This window comes from Stenotrophomonas maltophilia, from assembly GCF_002799245.1.
Classification (GTDB): domain Bacteria; phylum Pseudomonadota; class Gammaproteobacteria; order Xanthomonadales; family Xanthomonadaceae; genus Stenotrophomonas; species Stenotrophomonas maltophilia_S.
In genome coordinates this window covers 210173-229885 of record NZ_NEQV01000006.1, presented here as the reverse complement: position 1 = coordinate 229885, position 19713 = coordinate 210173, and the positions used below count along the sequence as shown (strand labels likewise).

The window sequence follows — 19713 nt, the reverse complement described above, 5'->3', positions numbered from 1 at the left end:
AAGCCCGCGAATGCGGGACGCGCTCAACTCACGCCCGGGGAGGACGCGTCAATTCATCCTGGGCAACCGCATAGGTCGCCGCGTCGCCGGCATTCATCCAGCGCGCCGGCAGTGGCGCACCGAAGGCGGCGAGGGTACTGGCCGGCAGGCTCAGATTGGAGTGGTGGCAGTGGTTGTGGCCACAGGCGCCGACATGCTTGCCGTCGGTATCGCCATCGGAATCCGGTGTGGATTCCACATGCACCGTGCTGGCGTGCGGTTCCACCGTGCATGCCAGCGCGTCGGCCACCGGCACGACCACGAACGCCGCCATCAGCAGCATCAGCAGGGTCGAACGGAGGTGGCGGGTGATCCAGCGCATGAAGGGGAGGCTAGCAAGCGGTTTTCGCCGGATACAATATCAATGGCCGCTTCGGGAATCCGTCGGAATCTCCCGTTCAGGTGGGTGGCGTGGGGTCGGATCCCTTTCCTCGGGAAAGGGCTCTGACCCCAACCCGCCGTTCGGGTGCGCCGCGCACATGTGCTCTGGTAGGTGTCGACCTTGGTCGACACGCCTTCCGGCCAGTGGGGTCGGACACCGGGATGCCGTCTGTAGAGCCGAGCCCACGCTCGGCTGCTTTCGTACGACCAGCCGAGCATGGGCTCGGCTCTACAGTAATGGTCACGGCAGCTTCGCGATCACCTTGATCTCGAACTGGAACCCATACAGCCAGGTCACGCCGATGCCGGTCAGGGTCGGGTGCGGCGCCTCGCCCCAATACTCGGGCACGATTGCCCAGGCCTTCTCGAAGTTCTTCTCCGGATCGACCAGGAACACGGTCACGTCGACCACGTCATCGAACGTGCAGCCCGCAGCGGCCAGCACCGCATTGAGATTCCCGAAGGCGCGGCGCACCTGCGCTTCGAAGTCCGGCTCGGGCGAACCGTCCTCGCGGCTACCGACCTGGCCGGAAACGAACAGGAAGCCATTGGAACGGATCGCCGGCGAGTAACGGTTGCGTTCGTACAGGGCCTGGCGCCCGGCGGGGAAAACGACATCACGCTGTGACATGGGGAAGATCCCGTGGGAGAGAACGCCATCCTCTCCGCCATCGCTGTCTGGATAAACCGCGATGATCGGCCTAGATTGATTGCCAATCCCAAACAATCACGGCCAGCCATGGACCGTTTCGAGGCGATGCGGGCGTTTGCCCGGGTAGTGGAGACCGGCAGCTTCACCCGCGCCGCGCATACCCTGCAGGTCAGCCGCACCACGGTCACCCAGCTGGTGCAGCAGCTGGAGGCGCACTTGCGGCTGCGTCTGCTCAACCGCACCACCCGGCGGGTCAGCGTCACCGCCGATGGCGCGGCCTACTACCCGCGCATCGCCCGGCTGCTGGCCGAACTGGACGAGGTGGAAGCAGGCCTTGGCGACGCGGCCGCCCAACCACGCGGCCGCCTGCGCGTGGATGTGCCCGGGCCCTACGCACGGCTGCGGCTGGTGCCGGCGCTGGCGGATTTCCAGGCGCGCTATCCGGAGATCCAGCTGGATATCGGCGTGAGTGACCGCGAGGTCGATGTCATCGCTGACAACGTCGATTGCGTGATCCGCGGCGGCACCCCGGCCGACCCGTCGCTGGTGGCGCGGCCGCTGGCTGCACTGCCGATCGGCTTCCACGCCAGCCCAGGCTATGTGCAGCGTTTCGGCCTGCCGACCGACCCGCGCGCGCTGGAAGGGCCCGACCATCACATGGTCGGCTTCCTCAGCCCGCGCAGTGGTCGCGCCCGTGTGTTCACTGCACAGCGTGGCGATGAGCGCATCGAGGTGCAGGGCCGCTACACGGTCGGCTTCGACGACGGCAACGCCTATCTGGCGGCGGCGCTGGCGGGTCTGGGCGTGGTGGCGCTGCCCGGCTACATGGCCGCGCCGCACGTGGCGCGCGGCGAGCTGCTGCCGGTACTGGAGGACTGGCAGCTGCCGCCGATGCCGATGCACGTGATGTTCCCGCCGAACCGGCACATGAGCCAGCGGCTGCGGGTGTTCATTGATTGGGTGGTGGCAGCACTGTAGCGCCGAGCCCACGCTCGGCTGTTTCTGGCTCCAACGCTCAAGGGCCGCGCTTCGCGCGCGAGCCGAGCGTAGGCTTGGCTCTACAGGGAGTCTCCTGCCGGATCGGGCCAGTCTTCGTGCGACCATGCCAGGCAGCGCATCAAGGAACTGAACCTCACGCATGAGTCGCATCGTTGCACTGGATACCGAAACCACCGGCATCTCCCACCGCCTGGGGCACCGGGTGATCGAAATCGGTGCCGTCGAGCTGATCGATGGCCAGCTCACCGGCCGTCAGTTCCACACCTACCTGCAGCCGCAGCGCAAGGTCGACTGGGGCGCGCAGCGCGTGCATGGCATCAGCGATGCGATGCTGGTGGGCAAGCCGCTGTTCTCCAGCAAGGCCGCAGAACTGCTGGAGTTCCTGCGTGGCAGCGAGATGGTCGCGCACAACGCCACCTTTGATGTGGGTTTCCTGGACAACGAGCTGCGCCTGGCTGGCATCCCCGCCACGCTGGCCCAGCACTGCCACATCACCTGCAGCCTGAAGCTGGCGCGGGGGCGCTGGCCGGGCCAGGGCAACAAGCTGGACGATGTGCTGCAGCGCCTGCGCATTCCCGGCAACCGGGGCCTGCACGGCGCGCTGAAGGATGCCCATCTGCTGGCCCAGGTCATTCCGCACCTGCGCTGAGCCAGCTCTGTCGCTGTTGTAGAGCCGAGCCCGCGCTCGGCGGCCTTCCCGTCACACCGCGGGTGCGGCGTGACTGGGCCGAGCATTGGCTCGGCTCCACAGCAAGGCGGTCGCTGTTGTAGAGCCGAGCCCACGCTCGGCTGCTTTCCCGTCACACCGCAGGTCCGGCGTGACTGGGCCGAGCATCGGCTCGGCTCCACAGCAAGGCGGTCGCAGTTGTAGAGCCGAGCCCACGCTCGGCTGCTTTCCCATCACACCGCGGGTCTGGCGTGACTGGGCCGAGCATCGGCTCGGCTCCACAGCAAGGCGGTCGCTGTTGTAGAGCCGAGCCCACGCTCGGCTGCTTTCCCGTCACACCGCGGGTGCGGCGTGACTGGGCCGAGCATCGGCTCGGCTCCACAGCAAGGCGGTCGCTGTTGTAGAGCCGAGCCCACGCTCGGCGGCCTTCCCGTCACACCGCGGGTGCGGCGTGACTGGGCCGAGCATGGGCCCGGCTCTGCAGGACGGCGGTTGCCGTGTTCAGCCCCAGCCTGTGGGTAACTTGCGCAAGTGCTTGAACCCGTGCATAATGCGCGGCTCGCTGTGTCCGGTTTTCTATCGGGCGGCGCCCCCGGGAGCACGTCCCCGGCCGCCCAACGCCAGCGTAACCCTTTGATTCTCTTGACGTGTGGTGGGCAACCATCGAGGCCGCCGTCTCCCGGGCTACGGGCTGACAACTACTACTATCGAGGTGCGCAATGTCCCGCGTATGCCAGGTTTCCGGCAAGCGAGTGCAGACGGGTAACAACGTCTCGCACGCCAACAACAAGACCCGTCGTCGTTTCCTGCCGAATCTGCACGAGCGCCGTTTCTGGGTGGCCAGCGAGAACCGCTGGGTCAAGCTTCGTGTTTCCGCGCATGCACTGCGCACCATCGACAAGAACGGCATTGATTCCGTTCTGGCTGAGCTGCGTGCGCGCGGCGAAAAGGTCTGAGGAGTAAAGCATCATGGCAGGCAAGCGCGATAAGGTCCGTATGATTTCCTCGGCCGGTACCGGCCACTTCTACACGACCGACAAGAACAAGAAGAACACCCCGGGGAAGATGGAATTCCTGAAGTACGATCCGGTCGTGCGCAAGCACGTCCTGTACAAGGAAGGCAAGATCAAGTAATCCGCACGGATTGCTGATCCCCGCGAAGAAACCCGCCCTTGTGGCGGGTTTTTTCATGCCCGGCATTTCTGTGGTGGCTGCTGCCTGCTGCGGCATAGCCATGGTGGGTGCCGACCGTTGGTCGGCACTGCCGGACTCCCTGCGCACGCTGTCGCCAATGGCGCCCTGCCTGGTGTGAAGGGCCGGATGCGATAAGTGATTGTTCCTACCGGTTCCGGCGCCTCGTGCGCTCCAAATCGATTGGAACGACAGGGCTCGCCGTGCCCATGATGGCGAGCCGCTGCGGTTGCAGTGGCCGGGCTTGCAATCCCGTCGAATCGGTAGCCAGTAAACTCGCCCGCCGTTGCCGGAAAAACTCCGCCGACGGCGGGTGACCCATCTGCCTCTATGGCGGACGGTGCGTGGGGGCCTCGCGCCCGCCGGTTTGGTGGCTACCGTTCCCGGTATTGCAACCACGCATCGTCCGCCACCTTCACCGGTGGCCAGATCCGTTGAAGGAGGTTGCATGAACACCCCATCACACCGGCAGGACCTGGAACTGGGCTGGCTGCGCCTGCAGCGCATGCTGGAAGGCATCGAGGGCATGGCGCTGCTGCTGTGCGATCACCATCTGGCACTGGCCAACGGTGCACCGTCGCCGCTGCCGGAGGCGCAGCTGGAGCGGGCCGCGCAGGCCATTGCCTGCATGGCGCTCAACGGCCGCCGCCACGCCGATTCGGTGCGCCAGCTGTGCGAGGTGCCGGTGCGGCATTGAGCCATCCCGTAGCGTCGAGCCTGCTCGACGGCTCTTGTAGAGCCGAGCCCACGCTCGGCTGCGCTGCGGCAGTCGAGCAAGCTCGACTCTACACACCCTGCTGGGCAGAATGGCCCATCACCTCCCGACGGGCGACACGATGCTGTTCGAGTGGTTGCTGGGTTCGTACCTGCTGCTGATTGACTGGCTGATCCGGCTGGTCGCGCTGTGCTGGATCCCCACCCGCACCACGCCGGGGGCCGCGCGCAGCTGGCTGCTGCTGGTCGGCTTCGTGCCACTGCTGGGCCTGCCGCTGTACCTGCTGTTCGGCCACCCCTGGCTGTCGCGCGAGCGCATCCGCCGCCAGGCCGAGGCCTCGCAGGTGATCCGCGAGGAACAGGCGTTGCAGCATCGCCTGCGCTGGACCCCGCAGCCGGATACCGCCAGCGCCGAGATCGTGCCGCTGGTGCAGCGCCAGGGTGACTTCATGCCGGTGCACGGCAACGCAGTCGATCTGTTGACCGACTACGACGAATCGCTGCACACGCTGATCGCCGACATCGACCAGGCCGAAGACCGCGTGCACCTGCTGTACTACCTGATGTTCGACGACGCGGTGGGCGAGGCCATCGTCGAGGCGCTGCAGCGTGCAGCGGCGCGTGGCGTGCAGTGCCGTGTGCTGCTCGACGCGGTGGGCGCCAAGCGCGGCCTGCGCGCCTATCGCAAGCGCCTGGAAGCGCGCGACATCGAAGTACGGGCGATGCTGCCGGGTGGCCTGCGCTGGCGCCGCAGCGGGCGCATGGACCTGCGCAACCACCGCAAGATCGCGGTGATCGACAACGAAGTGGCCTATGTCGGTTCGCAGAACCTGGCGGGCCCGCAATTCGTGCCCGGCCACCCGAACCGCGAACTGGTGGCGCGCGTGCGTGGCCCGGCCGTGGCGCATCTGGAAGCGGTCTTCGCCAGCGACTGGTACATGGAAACCGGCCAGCGCCTGGACGTGATCGCCGATGTGCCCGAGTGCAGCGACGACATCGCCACCCAGCTGCTGCCCAGCGGCCCGGCATACCCGTACAGCAACGCGCGCGATGCGGTGGCGGCGCTGATCCATCTGGCGCGGCGCCGGCTGGTGATGGTCACCCCGTATTTCGTGCCCGACGAAGCCACGCTGAGCGCGCTGCGCATTGCCGCATTGTCCGGCGTGGACGTGCAGCTGATCCTCTCGGCCAGCAACAACCAGCGGCTGACCTCGTGGGCGCAGGAGGCGTACTACGACGAGCTGCTGCGCTGTGGCGTGCGCATCGCCCTGTACGAACCGCAGTTCCTGCACGCCAAGCACATGAGCGTGGACGAGGACATCGCCGTGCTCGGCTCGATCAACATGGATATCCGCTCGTTCGCGCTGAATGCCGAGATCGGCCTGATCTGCTATGACCGTGCGCTGGTACAGCAGTTGTGCGCGATCGAGGATGGCTACCTGCGCGAGGCGCGCCAGCTGGATCTGCAGCAGTGGCGCAGCCGTCCCACGTGGCGGCGCAGCCGCGAGGGCATCGCACGCCTGGCCGATGCGTTGATGTGAGGCGGCGGCAACCGCCCATTCCGGCACTCCGGCCTGTCATCGCCGATGGCCTACAATCAGTGCATGACTGATTCACCGCGTAATGGCGAACTGGACCTGGCGATCATCGGTGGTGGTGCGGCCGGGGTGCTGGTGGCGATCCAGGTACTGCGCCAGGCCCACGCGCCGCTGGCGCTGGCCATTTTCGAGCCGGCCTCGCAGCTGGCGCAGGGCATCGCCTATGCCACGCCGTGGCCGGAGCACCTGCTGAACGTGCCGGCGGCGAAGATGAGTGCGTTTGCCGACCAGCCTGGCGATTTCCTCGACTACCTGATGGCCGCCGATGCCTACCCGGGCGAGGCGCGCGAGGTGCTGGGCGAGCGTTACGTGTGCCGCCACTACTTTGCTGCCTACCTGCAGCAGCGCCTGCAGGAGGCCGCCGCGGTCAGCCCGGCGCAGCTGCAGGTGATCGCGCAGCCGGTGCTGGGCCTGCAGCCGGATGACCATGGTTACCGGCTGCAGCTGGGCGATGGCCAGGCGCTGCATGCCGCGCAGGCGGTGCTCGCCACCGGCAACAGCATGCGTCCGCTGCCGGTGGCCGGTGCTGACGCACTGCCCGCCGATGACGTGATCGAGGCCTGGGACTACGACGGCGTGCGTACCCTGGCCGGCGAGCAGGCCGTGGCCATTGTCGGGTCCGGCCTGAGCATGGCCGACACCGCGCTGGCATTGGTCGCCGCCGGCCACACTGGTCCGCTGCATGTGATCTCGCGCCATGGCCTGCTGCCGCTGCCGCATGCGCATGGTGGCCTGCCCACGTTCGACCCGGCCACGCTGCTGCCGATGAACCTGCGCCAGCGCCTGCGTGCGCTGCGCGGGTTCGCCCGCCAGGCGCAGGCCGACGGCCTGCCGTGGCAGGGCGTGATGGACCGCATCCGCCCGCACGGGCAGGCGCTGTGGTGCAGCCTTGGCGAAGCCGACCAGCGCCGCTTCCTGCGCCATGTGGTGCGCTACTGGGACGTGCATCGCCACCGCATCGCCGAAGAGGTCGACGCGCAGCTGCAGGCCCTGCAGGACAGCGGCCAACTGCGTATCCACCGGTCCCGCCTGCAACGCGTCTGCCGCGAAGGTGATGCGCTGCAGCTGTGTGGTCGCGATGGCTCAGGCAATGAACAGCACTGGACGATTGGCGGGGTGATCAATGCCACCGGCGTAGAGACCCGCGCCAGCGCACTGCGCAATCCGCTGCTGCAGCAGTTGCTGGCCGATGGGCTGGCCCGCCCCGGCCCACATGGGCTGGGCCTGGACAGCACGGTGCCGGGTGACCGCCTGCGTGCAGCGGGTGGCCAGCCGCAGGCCCGGCTGGGCGTGCTCGGCAGCCTGCGCATCGGCAGCCTGTGGGAAAGCCTCGCAGTGCCTGAACTGCGCCAGCAGGCGCAGGCACTGGCGACCCAGGTGGTCGCAGGAGCCGCGACGGCGATGCCGTAAAATGGAGGCATGGATGTCTCCCACCTGCTCGATGGCCTGAACCCGGCCCAGCGCGAAGCCGTCTCCGCTCCCCCCGGCCACCACCTGGTGCTGGCCGGTGCCGGTTCCGGCAAGACCCGCGTACTCACCCACCGCATCGCCTGGCTGCATGAAGTCGATGGCGTGCCGACCCACGGCATTTTCGCGGTGACCTTCACCAACAAGGCGGCCGGCGAAATGCGCCACCGCATCGATGCCCAGTTGCCCAACGGCAGCCGCGGCATGTGGATCGGCACCTTCCACGGCCTGGCCAACCGCCTGCTGCGCCTGCACTGGCAGGACGCCAGGCTGCCCGAAGGCTTCCAGGTGATGGACTCGGACGACCAGCTGCGGCTGGTCAAGCGCGTGGTGCAGGCGCTGGAACTGGACGACGGCAAATACCCGGCCAAGCAGATCGCGTGGTGGATCAACGCGCAGAAGGACGAAGGCCGCCGCCCGCAGCACATCCAGCCCGAACCGCACGACGCCTGGCTGGAAACCATGCGCCAGGCCTACATCGAGTACCAGGCGCGCTGCGACCGCGCCGGCCTGGTCGACTTCGCCGAGCTGCTGCTGCGCGCGCATGAACTGCTGCGCGACAACCCGGCCCTGCTGGCCCACTACCGCGCCCGCTTCCGCGAAATCCTGGTGGACGAGTTCCAGGACACCAATGCCATCCAGTACGCCTTCGTGCGCGTGCTGGCGGGTGATTCCGGCCATGTGTTCGTGGTCGGTGACGATGACCAGGCCATCTACGGCTGGCGCGGTGCCAAGGTCGAGAACGTGCAGGGCTTCCTGCGCGACTTCCCGGGCGCACAGACCATCCGCCTGGAACAGAACTACCGCTCCACCGCCAACATCCTCGGCGCCGCCAATGCGGTGATCGCGCACAACCCCGACCGCATCGGCAAGCAGCTGTGGACCGACAGCGGCGACGGCGAGCCGATCGACCTGTATGCCGCGTACAACGAGATGGACGAGGCCCGCTACATCGTCGAGCGCGCCCGCCAATGGGTGCGCGATGGTGGCAGCTACACCGAAGTGGCCGTGCTCTACCGCAGCAACGCACAGTCGCGTGCGCTGGAAGAAGCACTGCTGAGCGAGCAGGTGCCGTACCGCGTGTATGGCGGCATGCGCTTCTTCGAGCGTGCCGAAATCAAGGACGCGCTGGCCTACCTGCGCCTGCTGTCCAACCGCAACGATGACGCCGCCTTCGAGCGTGCGGTCAACACGCCGACGCGTGGCATCGGCGACCGCACGCTGGACGAAGTGCGCCGTGAGGCACGCGCGCAGGGTATTTCGCTGTGGGAGGCGACCATGCTGGTCACCCAGGGCAGCGCGCTGGCCGCACGCGCACGCAATGCGCTGGCCGGCTTCCTGGTGCTGGTCAACGAGCTGCAGGCACAGACCCTGCACATGACCCTGGCCGAGCGCGTGGACCATGTGCTGGCCCGCTCGCAGCTGCGCGAGCACTGGAGCAAGGAGAGCCGCAACGCGCTGGACTCCGAATCGCGTACCGACAACCTCGACGAACTGGTCTCGGTGGCCTCGCGCTTCGTGCGCCGGGCAGACGACATCGAGGAGGTGGGCGAGGACATGGACGAGCTGGTCGCGTTCCTGGCCTATGCCGCGCTGGAGGCCGGCGAGGGCCAGGCGCAGGCGGGCGAGGACGGCGTGCAGCTGATGACGCTGCACTCGGCCAAGGGCCTGGAATTCCCGCTGGTGTTCCTGGCCGGCCTGGAAGAGGGGCTGTTCCCCAGCGCACGCTCGCTGGAGGAAAGCGGGCGGCTGGAAGAAGAGCGCCGCCTGGCCTACGTCGGCATCACCCGCGCGCGCCAGAAGCTGGTGCTGAGCTATGCCGAGTCGCGCCGCATCCACGGGCAGGACAACTACAGCCTGCCGTCGCGCTTCCTGCGCGAGATTCCGCGCGAGCTGCTGCACGAAGTCCGCCCGAAGGTGCAGGTTTCGCGGCCGGCCTCGATGGGCGCCAGCCGGGTGATGGGTCATGCCTCGATCGAGGCACCGCCGATCAAGCTGGGTGCACTGGTCACCCATCCCAAATTCGGCGAAGGCATGGTGACCGACTACGAAGGCAACGGCGCCCACGCCCGCGTGCAGGTCGAGTTCGCCGATGCCGGCAGCAAGTGGCTGGTGATGGCGTATGCCAACCTGACGGTGATCTGATCACTGTCGGGGTCGGATCCCTCCCGCAGGGAGGGCTCTGAGCCCAACGCGGTACACGCATGGGGTCAGAGCCCTTTTCCGTTGGAAAAGGGACCCGACCCCGATACGCTGCAGCCATGACCCGCAATGTGCTCTTCCTCTGCAGCCAGAACCGCCTGCGCAGCCCTACGGCCGAGCAGGTGTTCGCCGACTGGCCGGGCATCGAGACCGCCTCGGCCGGGTTGCTGGCCGATGCCGAGGAAGTGCTCAGCCCCGAGCTGCTGCAGTGGGCCGACCAGGTGTTCGTGATGGAGAGGGCCCACCGCAACCGGCTGTCCAGCCGCTACAAGGCCTGGTTGAACGGCAAGCGGGTGATCTGCCTGGACATCCCCGACGACTACGACTACATGGACCCGGTGCTGGTGGAGCTGCTCAAGCGCAAGGTGGCGCCGTTCCTGCGTTGACCACGGTGCTGTAGAGCCGAGCCCACGCTCGGCTGCTTCTGCCGGGAGGGCAGGCGAGCATGGCACGGCTCTACAATGGGGCGACATCTTCCAGGAACGCCCCCATGACCGAACCGACGCTGCACGTCACCGTGAAGTTGAACGCCCGTCTGCAGCCCGAGCACCGCCACGAACTGTTCGAGGATCCGCTCGACGCGCTGCTGCAGGCGGCCCAGGTGGGCGAGCTGACCGGCGGCGGCACTGCGATCTCCGACCTGGGTGAGGTCGAATACGGCGATATCGAAGTGGCGCTGGTCGATGCGGCCGGCGTGCCGAAACTGATCGACCTGCTGGAACAACTGGGTGCGCCGAAGGGCTCGCAGATTCAGGGCGCGGGCGAGGCCGACCGCAGCTTCGGCGTGACCGAGGGGCTGGGCATCTACCTGGATGGCCTGAACCTGCCGGACGAAGTCTACGAACAGTGCGATTCCAACCACGTGTTCGAGCAGCTGTCCGAGAACATCGACGGCCTTGGCGAGATCTGCAGCTGGTGGCAGGGCCCGACCGAGACCGCGCTGTACATGTATGGCGAATCGTTTGAAGCGATGCGTGATGCGATTGCCGAATTCGTGGGCAGCTATCCGCTGTGCCAGAACGCGCGCGTGGTGCAGATCGCCTGAAGGCGGGCCTGATGTAGAGCCGAGCCCATGCTCGGCTCCTTCATCCGCAGCCGAGCATGGGCTCGGCTCTACAGAAGCAGGTTACTTGCCCGCTGTCTGAAGGGCGTTGTCTCGCAGCGCCATGTCCTTGCCGATCTGGTAGCCACCGAAAAGCACCGCCAACGCGACGATCAGCGCGACCATGATGGACTTCTGTGAGCTCCAGACCGGGGGCTTGTTGTCCTGCATGTGCGTTCTCCTTGGGGGCGGCGCGGTGCCGCTGGTCCAGCATGCGCCGCGGTCAGGGGGTGTGCAAGCGGGCGGTGCGCACACGCCGCTGCGCGGCGCCAGGATTGATCCTGCTCAAGGCGCGGCCTGCACATCCGGTGTGCAATGGTGACGTTCCCATCTGGCAGATCGTCACGGAGCCCCACCATGTACAAGCGCATCCTGATTGCCACCGACGGGTCCGAGCTGGCCGACAAGGGCCTGGCCAAGGGCCTGGAGCTGGCCAAGGACCTCAACGCCGAGGTCGACATCGTGACTGTTTCCGAGCCGTGGGCGGTCGGCATGTACGACGCCATGGGCTGGAGCGTGGGCTACATGAACAGCCCCGAGTACAAGGCCGACCGCGAGGAAGGTGCACAGAAGGTGCTGCAGCCGGCGTTGGCCAAGGCCGCCGAGCAGGGCATTACCGCCAATCCGGTGCATGTGCTGGACCGCTATGCGGCCGACGGCATCATCGAGACCGCCGGCGAGCGCAACAGCGACCTGATCGTGATGACCTCGCATGGCCGCCGTGGCGTGACCCGCGTGCTGCTGGGCAGCCAGACCGCCGAAGTGCTGGCACGCAGCACGCTGCCGGTGCTGGTCATCCGCTGATCCACACCCGCTGATCCAAGCGTTCCCGGGGAGGGGACCCGACGCCGGTCGCAGGATGCGCGCCGGCGTTGTTTTTTGTGGGGCCGGGGTGCGTATCCACGCATGGCGTGGATCCACTGGACCGGCGATGGGCGTTGCCGCCGACCCCGGTCACATCACCAGCTGTACAGCTTCCAGTACACCGGCGACACGCCGTCCTTGTCGTTGTCCATGCGGCCGTCGCCGTTCTTGTCATACATGTAGAACGGGGCACCGCGCGACGGGGTCACTTTGACCATGCGCAGCTGGCCGGAGACACGGTATTCCTCGATGGTGTCGCCGTTGTCCATGGTGCGCTTGGAGACATCGGCGCCCTTGACGTCCACCGGGGGAGCACCTGCGCCACCCATGCTGGCGCAGCCAGCGAGCAGGAGCAGGGAAGCCAGCATCAGGGTCTTCATCGGCGGGGGCCTTTGCCTGGATAGAGCCTTGATTATGCCCCATCGCCGGGTGCGTGCCGTGTCGTCGCGGTGCAGGCGTGGGCGCGTAGAATCGGCGCATGAGCAGATTAGTCCTGATCGACGGGTCCAGTTACCTGTACCGCGCGTTCCACGCGCTGCCGCCCCTGTCCAATGCACAGGGTGAACCCACCGGCGCGCTGTTCGGCGTGGTCAACATGCTGCGTTCGACCCTGAAGGAACGCCCGGCCTACGTGGCGTTCGTGGTCGATGCGCCCGGCAAGACCTTCCGCGACGACCTGTACGACCAGTACAAGGCCAACCGCCCGCCGATGCCCGATGAGCTGCGCAGCCAGGTTGAGCCGATGTGCCGCATCGTCGAAGCGCTGGGCATCAGCATCCTGCGTGTTCCCGGCGTGGAAGCCGACGATGTGATCGGCACGCTGGCCCTGCAGGGCCTGGCGCAGGACCTGAAGGTGACCATTTCCACCGGCGACAAGGATTTCGCCCAGCTGGTGCGCCCGGGCATTGAACTGGTCAACACCATGACCGGCAGCCGCATGGATTCGGACGCGGCGGTGATGGAGAAGTTCGGCGTGCGCGCCGACCAGATCATCGACCTGCTGGCACTGATGGGCGACACCGTCGACAACGTGCCGGGCGTGGAGAAGTGCGGGCCGAAGACCGCTGCCAAGTGGCTGGCCGAGTACCAGCACCTGGACGGTGTGATGGCGGCCGCGCCGACCATGAAGGGCAAGATCGGCGAGAACCTGCGCGCCGCGCTGGAGCGCCTGCCGCTCAACCGCGAGCTGGTGACCATCCGTACCGACGTGGAGCTGGACGCCAGCCCGACCACGCTGGCCCTGCGCGAGCAGGACGTGCCGGAGCTGACCGGGCTGTATACGCGCTATGGCTTCACCCAGGCGCTGAAGGAACTGGGTGCGCCGCTGCCGGCGCCGGCAGCCGCCAGCGAAGCCACCCCGAGCCTGCGTGGCACGGCGGCCGGCTTCGCCCGTGGCAGCGCCGAGGCACCGGCCGCCGGCACGCTGGATCCGGCGCTGTCCGCGCCGGGCGAGTACGAGACCGTGCTGACCACCGGGCAGCTGCAGGCGTGGGTCGAGCGCGTGCAGCAGGCCGACCTGGTCAGCTTCGATACCGAAACCGATGCGCTGGACGCGATGCGCGCGCGCCTGGTGGGTATCAGCCTGGCGGTCGAGCCGGGCAAGGCGGCCTACATTCCGGTCGGCCACGATTACCCGGGCGCGCCGGCCCAGTTGCCGCTGCAGCAGGTGCTGGATGCATTGCGCCCGGTGCTGCAGGACCCGGCGAAGAAGAAGCTGGGCCAGCATGGCAAGTACGACCTGCATGTGCTGCGCCGCCATGGCGTGGACGTGCAGGGCTACCACGACGACACCATGCTCGAAAGCTTCGTGCTCAACTCCACCGCCACCCGCCACGACATGGACTCGCTGGCCCTGCGTTACCTGGGCTACAGCACCATCAAGTTCGAGGACGTGGCCGGCAAGGGTGCCAAGCAGATTCCGTTCTCGCAGGTGGGCATCGACGAGGCCAGCCGCTATGCGGCGGAGGACGCCGACATCACCCTGCGCCTGCATCGCGCATTGCAGCCGCAGCTGCTGGCCGTGCCGGCGCTGGACAGCGTGTACCGCGACATCGAGATGCCGCTGGTGCCGGTGCTGACCACGATCGAAGCCAATGGCGTGCGGATCGATACCGATGAACTGCGCCGGCAGAGCCAGGACCTGTCCTCGCGCATGCTGGCGGCGCAGCAGAAGGCCACCGAGCTGGCCGGGCGCAGCTTCAACCTGGATTCGCCCAAGCAGCTGCAGGCGGTGCTGTTCGACGAGCTGAAGCTGCCGGCGGTGGTGAAGACACCGAAGGGCCAGCCCAGCACCAATGAAGAGGCGCTGGAGGCGATTGCCGACCAGCACGAGCTGCCGCGGGTGATCCTGGAGTATCGCGGCCTGGCCAAGCTGCGCAGCACCTACACCGACAAGCTGCCGGAGATGGTCAACCCGGATACCGGCCGCGTGCATACCAGCTACCACCAGTCCGGTGCCGCCACCGGCCGCCTGTCCTCGTCGGACCCGAACCTGCAGAACATCCCGATCCGCACCGAGGACGGCCGCCGCATCCGCCGCGCGTTCGTGGCGCCGGAAGGCTTCCAGCTGCTGGCGGCCGACTATTCGCAGATCGAGCTGCGGATCATGGCCCACCTGTCCGAGGACCCGGGCCTGGTGCGTGCCTTCGAGCAGGGTGCCGACGTGCACCGTGCCACCGCCGCCGAGGTGTTCGGGCGCACGCTGGAGGAGGTGACCCCGAACGAGCGCCGCGCCGCCAAGGCGATCAACTTCGGCCTGATGTACGGCATGAGCGCCTTCGGTCTGGCCCGCAACCTGGGCATCGACCGTGGCCAGGCGCAGGACTACGTGGCGCTGTACTTCAGCCGCTACCCGGGCGTGCGCGACTTCATGGAGCGGATGCGCCAGCAGGCCCGTGACCAGGGCTACGTGGAAACCCTGTTCGGCCGCCGCCTGTACCTGAACGATATCAACGCCCGCAACCAGGGCCTGCGTGCCGGTGCCGAACGCGCGGCGATCAACGCGCCGATGCAGGGCACCGCCGCCGACATCATCAAGCGCGCGATGGTGGATGTGGACCAGTGGCTGCGCGACAGCGGGGCACCGGCACGGATGATCCTGCAGGTGCACGATGAACTGGTATTCGAAACCGAAAGCAGTTTCGTTGAAGACTTGCGTTTGCAGGTGGTGGAGCGCATGTCGCAAGCGGCCAAACTGCGGGTGCCGCTGGTGGTCGATACCGGCATCGGCAATAACTGGGACGAAGCGCACTGACGGCATTTCAGGCCGAAAACGACGTGAATTTGTTCATGCGTCGGGGCTTTCTGACTCGACCATGAATGTTGCCCCGATTGAATTTCATTAAATGGGGCCCCTTCACGAACCGTTAGTGTTCGGAGTGCTTCTATAACTCCCGACAGGCGCAATGCCTGTTGTGGATCTCTCCCATCCCCTGGAGCAGATCTCGGAACGGGGACTCCTCCCCAAGTGCCCGTTCCCCGGCCCCGTTGACCTCCCCCTGGTCAGCGGGGCTTTTTATTTGTGCCGCCCGAACACCTCGGATGGGGTCAGATCCCTTTGCCCATCGGGCAAAGGGATCTGACCCCAGGTGCTAGGCTGGGCCAACGTCCAGCAGGGGAATCCGCAATGCCCGATCTGTTCGCACTGGCGATGCCGTGGTGGGAATTCATCCTGCGCGCGGTGGTGGTGTATGTCGTGGTGCTGGGCATGGTCCGGCTCAGCGGCAAGCGCCCGCTGGGGCAGATCACCCCGTTCGACGTGCTGCTGGTGGTGCTGCTGGGCAATGCGGTGCAGAACGCCCTGCTGGGCACCGACACCTCGCTGGGCGGCGGCCTGCTGCTGGCAGCCACCCTGATCCTGCTCAACTACGGGGTGGGTTGGGTGAGCACCCGCAGCCGGCGGATTGAACGCCTGGTCGAGGGCGAACCGGTGGTGATCGCGCGCGAAGGGCGCCTGTTCGACGCCGTTCTGCGCCGTGAACAGGTCACCCGCTCGGATTTCGAGGCCGCCATGCGCCAGCAGGGCTGCCTGGACGTGGGGGATGTCGAGCTGGCCCTGCTGGAGATCAACGGGCACATCACCATCATCCCCAGAAAGCCCGGCTGAGCTTGTGGAGCCGGGCACGGGCTCGGCTCTGCAGGTGCCGCGCGTCAGGGCGCGGCTTCGGCTTCGGCCTTCAGCGCCGGCCAGTTGCGGGTGGCGTCCACATCACAGGCCACATGCGTGCCCTTGCCATCCTTGGCGCAGATGGCGGCCATGGTCTGCGGCACCTTGGGGTCGCCGGTGTGGACGTACCCGGCGGCCAGTCCCAGGCAGCCATCGCGCACGCCAGCGCTGCACAGCTTGATGAAGTAAGGCTGCGCCTGCTGCCACTTGTCTGCGCGGTGCAGTTCCTCGCCCGCCACCTTGCAGCCCAGCAGCTTGCCGTCGTCGCAGCAGGCGGCAGCACCACCCTTGCGGGCCACGGTGGGGCAGTCCAGTGGCTGCGGGATCTCCACGAATACGGCGGGCGGCTGGCACTGTGATGCGGCCTTGTCCATGCGCTCGTAGTAACCAAAGCGGTTGTCATGGTCGATCCCGACGAGGTTGCCGTTGGCCAGCGGTTGCAGCACGAAATCGCTGCCGACGTCGCGCCGGAGCAGAATCCGCCCGTCCTGCACACGTGCGCGCAGCCGGCTGCCGAGGCCGGCCACCTCGACCAGGCCGCCATCCAGGAAGTGCAGGTTCGACAGCAGGCCGCGGCCGGCCTCGAAGCGTCCGCAGGGAAGCGTGGTGGCGGCCACTGCGGCCAGTGCCGACGCGGGCTGCCGGGAGACGATCGCCAGCGCCTTGGCGGCGTCGCAGGCTGCGGCGCCCGGACGCTGCGCGCAGGAGCGCTGCAGCGCTTCGGCGGCCTGCTGGAGGCGCCCGCCGTTCCACAGTGCTTCGGCCACATTGCTGCAGAACGCCTCGCCCTGCTGCCGTGCGCACAATGCCGCCAGTTCATCCAGCTGCGGTGCAGGCAGTGGTGCGTCCGGGGACCGCTGCAGGCCGAGCACCGACATGCCCATCAATTCGCTGGCCATGACCTTCATGACCGCCAGGCAGGCCTCGGCTTCATCGGGCGAAGCGTCATCCCGGCAGAAGGCCGGCATGCGCGGCTCGGCCTTGGCTGGCTGCGGATGCGCCTCCTTGGCCTGGCGCTGGTAGGTGTCCTGCAGCTGGGTGCAGGCCACCTCCACGCCCTCGCTGCACCAGGCATGCAGCTGCGCAGGTGCGGCATCCGGCAGGGCTTCCAGGCAGTCGCTGGTGTCGGCCATGCAGCTGCCTTCGACCATGTCCGGGACCGGCTTGCAGGCGGCCGCCGCCTGCCGCTGGAACGTGTGGTATCCGCCTGAGATCGTGCGATCGTCGTCGCTGAATTCCCAGTTTTCCAGGCGCCCGGTGGACAGGTTGCCTGTGCCCAGCAGGTTGTCCTGGCGTACCAGCCGAAGCCGTTCGGTGGCCTGGTAGGGACTGGACAGGAAGCCATGGGCTTCGCTCTCGATGGTCAGCGTGGCGCCGCCGTCGACGTCCTTGTAGGTACCGCAGGCCATCGATTGTGCGGCAGCCGGCAGGCTGGCCGAGGCCAGCGCGAGCACCAGCAGGGTGCGCCAGCCCGCGACGCGGGAGCGGAAGGGAACAGCAACAGGCATGGGGTCATCCTTGAAGGAGGCAAAGCAGGGCCTGTCAGGTGCAGGGCGCACCACAGGCGGGAGAAGGCCCCACGCGTCAGGCGTGGCGCCGGAAGATCAGAGCCAGTCGCGTGGCACCAGGTAGTCGGCCAGGCGCGCCTCGGCGCTGCCCGCTTCCGGGTTGAAGCCATACTCCCAACGCACCCGGGGCGGCAGGCTCATGAGGATGCTTTCGCTGCGGCCACCGCTCTGCAGCCCGAACAGGGTGCCGCGGTCGTAGACCAGGTTGAATTCCACGTAGCGGCCGCGGCGGTATAGCTGGAACTCGCGTTCGCGCTCGCCATATGCGGCGTCCTTGCGCTGCTGCACGATCGGCAGGTAGGCGTCGAGGAAGCCATCACCGACCGCACGCAGATAGTCGAAATCGCGCTCGAAGTCGCCGTGCAGGTCGTCGAAGAACAGGCCACCAACGCCACGCGTTTCGTTGCGGTGGCGCAGGAAGAAGTATTCGTCGCACCAGCGCTTGTGCGCGGCATAGCGTTCTTCGCCGAACGGCGCGCACAGGCCACGGGCTACCTGGTGCCAATGCTGCACGTCCTCGTCGAACGGATAGAACGGGGTCAGGTCGAAGCCGCCGCCGAACCAGCTGGCCACCACCTCGCCGTCGCGCTGCGCCTGGAAGAAGCGCACGTTGGCATGGGTGGTCGGTACATAGGGGTTGAGCGGGTGGAACACCAGCGACACGCCGGTGGCGCGCCAGGAGGCGCCAGCCAGTTCCGGGCGGTTGGCCGAAGCCGACGGCGGCAGGCGGCTGCCGGCCACGTCGGAAAAACCGATACCGGCCTGCTCGAACACCGCACCGTCGCGCAGCACGCGGGTGCGCCCGCCACCGCCCTCGGCACGCTGCCACAGGTCTTCCTGGAAGCGGGCCCGGCCATCGGCGGCCTCGATCGCCGCACAGATGCGGTCCTGCAGGTCGGTGAGGTAGGCGCGCACGCGCTCGAATTCGTTCATGGCGCGTACTTTACCGCAGGGGCCGCCCGAGGCTGTCGGCCGGACGGCTGCAGGAGGGCACGCCTTCCTGCGGGCGATACCGCTGGTAGGCGGTCTGGCTATCAATGCCAAGCAGGTCACCGTTGGCGAGCGGCCGCAGCACCAGGCTCTGACCGTCGTGCTGCAGGTGGATGGCACCCTTGTGCAGGCGTGCATGGGTGCCATTGCCGAAGTCGAGCATGTCGATCACGCCACCGTCGGCCTGGTAGCGGCCGCACGGCACCTGCTGGGCCGGGACCAGGCGCAGGTCGGCACCGAGTTCACGCAATGGTGCGGTACGTTCGCAGGCACTGACGCGTCCGGCATCGCAGACCACCTGCAGCGCCTGCACCGCCAACGCAGGTTCCAGCGCATCCAGCTGCTGGGCGGCCATCTCGACGCAGAAGCGGCCAACGCGGTGCTGCAGGCACAGCCGCTGCAGGCGATCACGGACAGCAGCGGGCAGCGGCAGATCCGGCGTGCTTCGTTCCTCCTGTTCAAGCTGCTGGCCCACCCGCTGCATGGCAATGGCCAGCGCATCGTCGGTCAGTGCTTCGCAGGCCTGCGGGTCATGCCCGGGCGTGTGCTCGCGGCAGGCGGGCGGGCGCTCGAAGCGTGCTGGGCCGACGTCATTGCTTTCCGCCACGGCCGTGCCCTCGCGCAGTTGTCGCAGCAGCGCCGAGCAGCCCGCGCCAACGCCTTCGCTGCAGGCGCGCTGGGCCTGGCCGGGTGAAGCGGTGGGCAGCTGCGCGATGCAGTGGCTGCCGGCGGCGCGGCAGCTGCCATCCATCGCGCGGGGTTCGACGGCGCAGGCCCGGGGCTGGCGGAGGGTGTAGACCACCACAACGTCATCCTCGATGCGCTGCCCATCGGCGCTGATCCGGATCGGCGCCGCGACGCCATCGTCGAGCATGACCAGGCGGGTCTGTGCCGCACTGCGATCGACCCACAGCGGCTCCGGCTCACCGATGTCGTTGTGGCGGTAGCCGCTGTTGGCGGTGGTGAACACCAGCGCCATGCCGCCATCGTCGCTGCGGTACTCGCCACACCGCAACGCGTCGGCGGAAGCAGGCGGCGCGGCGAACAGCAGCAGTACGGGGAGAAGGGGCAGCACGCGCATGCGACGGTCCTTGTCGAGCGGGAATCGGACAGG

At 67.6% G+C, this 19713-nt stretch carries 20 protein-coding genes; 13 read left to right on the top strand and 7 right to left on the bottom strand.

The genetic code is table 11. The annotated features are described in order from the left end of the window. Positions 1 to 28: 28 nt before the first annotated feature. Both B9Y64_RS18210 and B9Y64_RS18205 read right to left on the bottom strand, forming a co-directional pair. Positions 29 to 361 carry a hypothetical protein gene (locus tag B9Y64_RS18210; protein ID WP_100441911.1) on the bottom strand — a complete coding sequence of 111 codons (333 nt, stop codon included), beginning with the start codon at positions 359 to 361 and terminating at the stop codon, positions 29 to 31. A gap of 300 nt (positions 362 to 661) precedes the next feature. Then, positions 662 to 1051 carry a RidA family protein gene (locus B9Y64_RS18205; RefSeq protein ID WP_100441910.1) on the bottom strand — a complete coding sequence of 130 codons (390 nt, stop codon included), beginning with the start codon at positions 1049 to 1051 and terminating at the stop codon, positions 662 to 664. A 108-nt stretch (positions 1052 to 1159) separates the two neighbouring features. On the opposite strand from B9Y64_RS18205, the gene B9Y64_RS18200 reads away from it, so the two are divergent. The 10 genes from B9Y64_RS18200 to B9Y64_RS18155 all read left to right on the top strand — a co-directional run bounded on the left by B9Y64_RS18200 (position 1160) and on the right by B9Y64_RS18155 (position 10955). Further along, a complete protein-coding gene (locus B9Y64_RS18200; protein WP_100441909.1) occupies positions 1160 to 2050 on the top strand; it encodes a LysR family transcriptional regulator in 891 nt (296 codons plus the stop codon). A gap of 160 nt (positions 2051 to 2210) precedes the next feature. Further along, positions 2211 to 2720, top strand: coding sequence for a DNA polymerase III subunit epsilon (gene dnaQ, locus B9Y64_RS18195; protein WP_100441908.1), 510 nt, complete (start codon positions 2211 to 2213; stop codon positions 2718 to 2720). 737 nt (positions 2721 to 3457) lie between these two features. After that, entirely contained in the window at positions 3458 to 3694 is a 237-nt protein-coding gene (rpmB, locus tag B9Y64_RS18190; protein WP_005411638.1) for a 50S ribosomal protein L28, read from the top strand. A gap of 10 nt (positions 3695 to 3704) precedes the next feature. Beyond that, on the top strand, positions 3705 to 3872 hold the full coding sequence (gene rpmG / locus B9Y64_RS18185; RefSeq protein ID WP_169411268.1) for a 50S ribosomal protein L33: 168 nt from the start codon (positions 3705 to 3707) through the stop codon (positions 3870 to 3872). Positions 3873 to 4377: 505 nt separating this feature from the next. After that, entirely contained in the window at positions 4378 to 4626 is a 249-nt protein-coding gene (locus B9Y64_RS18180; protein ID WP_100441907.1) for a hypothetical protein, read from the top strand. A 139-nt stretch (positions 4627 to 4765) separates the two neighbouring features. After that, positions 4766 to 6184: a cardiolipin synthase gene (cls, locus tag B9Y64_RS18175; RefSeq protein WP_100441906.1), complete on the top strand. Its 1419-nt coding sequence runs from the start codon at positions 4766 to 4768 to the stop codon at positions 6182 to 6184. Between the two features lie 45 nt (positions 6185 to 6229). After that, complete coding sequence (locus B9Y64_RS18170) at positions 6230 to 7651, top strand: FAD/NAD(P)-binding protein (protein WP_100441905.1); 1422 nt, start codon at positions 6230 to 6232, stop codon at positions 7649 to 7651. Between the two features lie 9 nt (positions 7652 to 7660). Beyond that, positions 7661 to 9853 (top strand): DNA helicase II, encoded by a 2193-nt coding sequence (gene uvrD / locus B9Y64_RS18165; RefSeq protein ID WP_100441904.1) that lies wholly within the window; start codon positions 7661 to 7663, stop codon positions 9851 to 9853. 116 nt (positions 9854 to 9969) lie between these two features. Further along, complete coding sequence (locus B9Y64_RS18160; protein ID WP_100441903.1) at positions 9970 to 10296, top strand: low molecular weight protein tyrosine phosphatase family protein; 327 nt, start codon at positions 9970 to 9972, stop codon at positions 10294 to 10296. A gap of 104 nt (positions 10297 to 10400) precedes the next feature. Further along, positions 10401 to 10955 (top strand): hypothetical protein, encoded by a 555-nt coding sequence (locus tag B9Y64_RS18155; RefSeq protein ID WP_100441902.1) that lies wholly within the window; start codon positions 10401 to 10403, stop codon positions 10953 to 10955. Positions 10956 to 11036: 81 nt separating this feature from the next. On the opposite strand, the gene B9Y64_RS22190 is transcribed toward B9Y64_RS18155, so the two are convergent. Then, positions 11037 to 11183: a hypothetical protein gene (locus B9Y64_RS22190; RefSeq protein ID WP_202909081.1), complete on the bottom strand. Its 147-nt coding sequence runs from the start codon at positions 11181 to 11183 to the stop codon at positions 11037 to 11039. Between the two features lie 186 nt (positions 11184 to 11369). Here B9Y64_RS22190 and B9Y64_RS18150 point away from each other — a divergent pair, with 186 nt between their 5' ends. Further along, complete coding sequence (locus B9Y64_RS18150) at positions 11370 to 11816, top strand: universal stress protein (protein ID WP_005411629.1); 447 nt, start codon at positions 11370 to 11372, stop codon at positions 11814 to 11816. A gap of 155 nt (positions 11817 to 11971) precedes the next feature. Here the strand turns inward: B9Y64_RS18150 and B9Y64_RS18145 are convergent, their stop codons facing one another. Then, positions 11972 to 12256, bottom strand: coding sequence for a DUF2782 domain-containing protein (locus B9Y64_RS18145; protein WP_014038952.1), 285 nt, complete (start codon positions 12254 to 12256; stop codon positions 11972 to 11974). A 98-nt stretch (positions 12257 to 12354) separates the two neighbouring features. Between B9Y64_RS18145 and polA the strand changes: the two genes are divergently transcribed. Continuing rightward, complete coding sequence (gene polA, locus B9Y64_RS18140) at positions 12355 to 15129, top strand: DNA polymerase I (RefSeq protein ID WP_100441901.1); 2775 nt, start codon at positions 12355 to 12357, stop codon at positions 15127 to 15129. Between the two features lie 372 nt (positions 15130 to 15501). Next, positions 15502 to 15981: a DUF421 domain-containing protein gene (locus tag B9Y64_RS18135; protein ID WP_100441900.1), complete on the top strand. Its 480-nt coding sequence runs from the start codon at positions 15502 to 15504 to the stop codon at positions 15979 to 15981. 44 nt (positions 15982 to 16025) lie between these two features. On the opposite strand, the gene B9Y64_RS18130 is transcribed toward B9Y64_RS18135, so the two are convergent. The 3 genes from B9Y64_RS18130 to B9Y64_RS18120 all read right to left on the bottom strand — a co-directional run bounded on the left by B9Y64_RS18130 (position 16026) and on the right by B9Y64_RS18120 (position 19680). Next, entirely contained in the window at positions 16026 to 17549 is a 1524-nt protein-coding gene (locus tag B9Y64_RS18130) for a hypothetical protein (RefSeq protein WP_100441899.1), read from the bottom strand. A 96-nt stretch (positions 17550 to 17645) separates the two neighbouring features. After that, on the bottom strand, positions 17646 to 18542 hold the full coding sequence (hemF, locus tag B9Y64_RS18125) for an oxygen-dependent coproporphyrinogen oxidase (RefSeq protein WP_100441898.1): 897 nt from the start codon (positions 18540 to 18542) through the stop codon (positions 17646 to 17648). Between the two features lie 10 nt (positions 18543 to 18552). Next, positions 18553 to 19680: a hypothetical protein gene (locus B9Y64_RS18120; protein WP_100441897.1), complete on the bottom strand. Its 1128-nt coding sequence runs from the start codon at positions 19678 to 19680 to the stop codon at positions 18553 to 18555. Between the last annotated feature and the right edge of the window lie 33 nt (positions 19681 to 19713).

Excerpts from the sequence above, each read along its gene's own strand:
- B9Y64_RS18210 (WP_100441911.1), bottom strand. The coding sequence starts at position 361 with ATGCGCTGGATCACCCGCCACCTCCGTTCGACCCTGCTGATGCTGCTG.
- B9Y64_RS18205 (WP_100441910.1), bottom strand. The coding sequence starts at position 1,051 with ATGTCACAGCGTGATGTCGTTTTCCCCGCCGGGCGCCAGGCCCTGTAC.
- B9Y64_RS18200 (WP_100441909.1), top strand. The coding sequence starts at position 1,160 with ATGGACCGTTTCGAGGCGATGCGGGCGTTTGCCCGGGTAGTGGAGACC.
- dnaQ (WP_100441908.1), top strand. The coding sequence starts at position 2,211 with ATGAGTCGCATCGTTGCACTGGATACCGAAACCACCGGCATCTCCCAC.
- rpmB (WP_005411638.1), top strand. The coding sequence starts at position 3,458 with ATGTCCCGCGTATGCCAGGTTTCCGGCAAGCGAGTGCAGACGGGTAAC.
- B9Y64_RS18180 (WP_100441907.1), top strand. The coding sequence starts at position 4,378 with ATGAACACCCCATCACACCGGCAGGACCTGGAACTGGGCTGGCTGCGC.
- cls (WP_100441906.1), top strand. The coding sequence starts at position 4,766 with ATGCTGTTCGAGTGGTTGCTGGGTTCGTACCTGCTGCTGATTGACTGG.
- B9Y64_RS18170 (WP_100441905.1), top strand. The coding sequence starts at position 6,230 with ATGGCCTACAATCAGTGCATGACTGATTCACCGCGTAATGGCGAACTG.
- uvrD (WP_100441904.1), top strand. The coding sequence starts at position 7,661 with ATGGATGTCTCCCACCTGCTCGATGGCCTGAACCCGGCCCAGCGCGAA.
- B9Y64_RS18160 (WP_100441903.1), top strand. The coding sequence starts at position 9,970 with ATGACCCGCAATGTGCTCTTCCTCTGCAGCCAGAACCGCCTGCGCAGC.
- B9Y64_RS18155 (WP_100441902.1), top strand. The coding sequence starts at position 10,401 with ATGACCGAACCGACGCTGCACGTCACCGTGAAGTTGAACGCCCGTCTG.
- B9Y64_RS22190 (WP_202909081.1), bottom strand. The coding sequence starts at position 11,183 with ATGCAGGACAACAAGCCCCCGGTCTGGAGCTCACAGAAGTCCATCATG.
- B9Y64_RS18150 (WP_005411629.1), top strand. The coding sequence starts at position 11,370 with ATGTACAAGCGCATCCTGATTGCCACCGACGGGTCCGAGCTGGCCGAC.
- B9Y64_RS18145 (WP_014038952.1), bottom strand. The coding sequence starts at position 12,256 with ATGAAGACCCTGATGCTGGCTTCCCTGCTCCTGCTCGCTGGCTGCGCC.
- polA (WP_100441901.1), top strand. The coding sequence starts at position 12,355 with ATGAGCAGATTAGTCCTGATCGACGGGTCCAGTTACCTGTACCGCGCG.
- B9Y64_RS18135 (WP_100441900.1), top strand. The coding sequence starts at position 15,502 with ATGCCCGATCTGTTCGCACTGGCGATGCCGTGGTGGGAATTCATCCTG.
- B9Y64_RS18130 (WP_100441899.1), bottom strand. The coding sequence starts at position 17,549 with ATGCCTGTTGCTGTTCCCTTCCGCTCCCGCGTCGCGGGCTGGCGCACC.
- hemF (WP_100441898.1), bottom strand. The coding sequence starts at position 18,542 with ATGAACGAATTCGAGCGCGTGCGCGCCTACCTCACCGACCTGCAGGAC.
- B9Y64_RS18120 (WP_100441897.1), bottom strand. The coding sequence starts at position 19,680 with ATGCGCGTGCTGCCCCTTCTCCCCGTACTGCTGCTGTTCGCCGCGCCG.